Consider the following 3,541-nt stretch of genomic DNA (forward strand, 5'->3'; position numbering starts at 1 on the left):
CCCATCGCCGCGCCGAACTCTCCTTTGGCGGGGACGTGCAAGGGGATGCCCAAAACATTGGCCAAGGTCTGCAGCCAAAATGGGCTGCGGGTGCCGCCACCTGTCGTCACCAGCGATGCCAGGTCTGTGCCCGTGGCTTGCAGCGCGATCAGGCAGTCTTTCAGGGAAAAGGCCACGCCCTCCATGACGGCTGCAGCAAGGGTGGTTTGGTCCGCAGATATGTCGAGCCCGGCGAATACTCCGCAGGCTGTCGCGGTGTTGTGCGGGGTGCGCTCGCCTGACAGATAGGGCAGGAAATGCGCTTTGGTTGGCGCGGTCGGCTGATCAGGTAAGGCTGCGGCAAGCTCGGCCGGTGTCGTATTCGTAAGCCCTGCCAGCCAATTCAGACTGTCGGTGGCTGCAAGCGTGACGCCCATCTGAAACCATGTGTCTGGGACTGCGTGGCAAAACGTATGCACGGCTTGTGCTGGGGCAGGGGCATAGGTGTCGGTCGCGGCCAGCAGGACGCCTGATGTGCCCAGCGACACGAATCCATCGCCCGCAGACAGGCATCCAAGCCCGCAGGCGGCCGCGGCATTGTCACCACCACCACCGGCGACAACGACAGGACTTGTGATGCCCCATTCAGACCGCAGCGCATCGCGCAGGGCGCCAGCGGGGTTTGTGCCGTCCACAAGGCGTGGCATCTGGCTTTCCGAAAGGCCGCAGATGTCCAACAAATTTTCCGACCACTGCCGCGCGCCCACATCCATCCACGCGGTGCCAGCACTGTCTGACATATCGCTGATGTGCTCTCCTGTCAGCCACAGACGAAGGTAGTCTTTGGGCAACAAAACTTTGGCGATCTGCGCAAAAATTTCGGGTTCATGGTCACGCGCCCACTGCACTTTTGGCGACGTGAAGCCGGGGAAGACCACATTGCCGGTCTTGTCGCGAAACACCGGTTGCGTATCCAAGGCCTGTGCCTGACGCTCTGAGCGGGTGTCGTTCCAAAGCATACAGGGCCGCAAGACCGCCCCAGACGCATCCAGCAGTGTCGCACCATGCATATGACCGCTGAGGCCAATCGCTTTGATGGCGGCCAGGTCTTTGGGGTGATGGTGCTTCAGCTCTGCGACAGCTGCGCTGCAGGCCGAGATCCAGTCTGCCGGATCCTGTTCGCTCCATCCGGGGTGCGGGTGTGTCACGGAACAGGCGGCCGAGGCTTCGGCGACGGGTGCGCCGTTTGGATCCACCAACAAAGCTCGGATCCCCGAGGTTCCAAGGTCAAGGCCTAGGTACATGTCACTCCCCCATATTTAATTTGAGTGCTAAAATAATGTAGGGGATGTGTCAATTCAGGCCGACAGTCGTCCTTGGGTATCGTGAGGGGGTACCGCACCGAGGAGGGCCCCGATGCGGTTTAAACTTAGGCTGGCGCAGCCACCTTTTTGGTGGCCACAAAACGCGTCTTGCGACGTTCGCCCAGCATCAACATCGCAGGCGTTACCAAAAGCGTCAGGATGGTTGCAAAGACCAACCCACCCGCAATCGCGCTGGAGAGTTCGGTCCACCACTGGGTCGATGGCGCGCCATAGACAATCTCTCGGGTAAAGAAATTGATGTTGAGGCCGATCACCATCGGCATCAGACCCAAAGCGGTTGTGACCGATGTCAGAACGACAGGGCGCAAACGCTGCGCGCCTGTGCGCAGAGCGGCCTCGACCGGAGACATGCCAGAGGCTTTGAGCGAATTAAACGTGTCGATCAGAACGATGTTGTTGTTCACCACAATTCCCGCCAAAGCGATCACGCCGATGCCGCCCATGACGATCCCGAAAGGACGCCCGGTGATCATCAGGCCCAGCAAGACGCCGGCAATCGAAAAGATGATCGCGGACATCACCACAAAGGCCTGCCAAAAGCTGTTGAACTGCGTGAGAAGGATCAAAAACATCAGCCCGATGGCTGCCGCAAATGCCCCCATCAGGAACGTCATCGCGTCCTGCTGTTCCTCGGCCTCGCCGCCGAAATCCACACTGACGGTTGAAGGCAACTCAAGGTCGGCGATAGCCCCCTGCAACGCAACGATCTGATCATTCGCCAGCAATCCCGGCGATACATCGGCGGTGATCTCCACGACACGCGCCTGATCAATACGGGTGATGACACCACTGCGCGGGGTTGGATTAAAGCTGACAAAATTAGAGATCGGCACCAGACCAGAACTGGTCGGCACACGCAGCGCCTCGAGTTCGGCCAAGGTCCGGTCGCCAGCGGGGAAGCGCACGACGATGTCGACTTCGCCGTCGGTGTCCTCGGGGCGATAGTCCGCCACGGTGATGCCCTGCGTCAGCAACTGCACGGCCTGACCCAACAAGGCCACGTCGGCCCCACTGCGCGCGGCCTCAGAGCGATCGACGGTGATCGACCATTCAACACCAGGGGACGGGCGGGTTTCGACAACGTCGATAAAGCCACCCAAACGGTCCATTTCGTCCAGAATAAGCTGCACACCTTTGCCCTGATCGGCGGTGTTTTTGCTGAGGACTTTCAGATTGATCGGCTTGCCGCCACCGGGTCCACCGGAGTCCGTCTGTACCTGAACGTTGATGCCGGGGATCGTGGCCATATCCGCGCGAATATCTTCTGCAATCAGCGCAACCGTCCGGCGGGTGTCCCACTCGGTCAGTTCCAGCTGCAAAGACCCGATGGTGTCGCTGGTCGAAGAGCCACCTGAACGGGAATACACACTTGCGATCTCGTCATAGGATTCCAGCTTGCGTTCAACTTCCCGCACCAGAGCATCCTGCTCATAGACCGAGAAATTGTCCTTCGCGAGAACTTCAACCTGCGCATAGTCAGGCTCCACATCCGGGAAAAAGGTGACGCCATTGCCAAGGCTGCCATAGGCCATGAACGACCCAACAAGTGCCGCAACCGCAAAGGAAACGGTGACCCCGGGGCGCAGCAAGGACCACTGCAGGATTTTCACATAGCCGCCCATAAAGCCGGTCATGTTGCGCGGGTCGCCGCGTTCTGCTTCATAAAGCTGACGCTTTGCCTTGGCGGATTGGTTCTGACGCCGTCCAATCAGCCCGCCGACAACAGGAATAAAGATCAGCGCCATAAACAACGAGGCCGCAAGTGTAATGATCACAGTGATCGGCAGGAACTTCATGAACTCGCCCACAGTGCCTTCCCAGAAGAGCAGCGGGAAGAACACGCAAAGGGTCGTCGCGGTCGAGGCGATAATCGGCCAGGACATGCGCTTTGCGGCCAGCGCATAGGCCTCTTTCGCGGGTTTGCCCTCGGCCAAGTTCCGATCGGCAAGCTCAACTGTCACAATCGCGCCGTCCACCAGCATACCAACCACAAGGATCAACGAGAACAGAACCACGATGTTCATGGTAAAGCCCATGAAATAAAGGCCCGCTACGCCTGTCAGAAAGGCTCCGGGAATGGCTAGTCCAACCAGAAAGGACGACCGAAGACCCAGCGCATAGACCACAACGATCATAACCAGAATGATCGCAGCAATGACGTTGGCCTCAAGGTCAGA

2 protein-coding genes are annotated in these 3,541 nt (G+C 59.1%); both read right to left on the reverse strand.

Translation table 11 applies throughout. From position 1 onward, the window contains the following. Positions 1–1,283, reverse strand: a 1,283-nt coding sequence (gene xylB, locus ACEQWH_RS12885; protein ID WP_370231499.1) for a xylulokinase, incomplete at its 3' end; no start/stop codon positions are given. 125 nt (positions 1,284–1,408) lie between these two features. Continuing rightward, the coding region (locus ACEQWH_RS12890) for an efflux RND transporter permease subunit (RefSeq protein ID WP_370231500.1) at positions 1,409–3,541 on the reverse strand (2,133 nt) is incomplete at its 5' end.

The organism is Cognatishimia sp. (assembly GCF_964229375.1).
Classification (GTDB): domain Bacteria; phylum Pseudomonadota; class Alphaproteobacteria; order Rhodobacterales; family Rhodobacteraceae; genus Cognatishimia.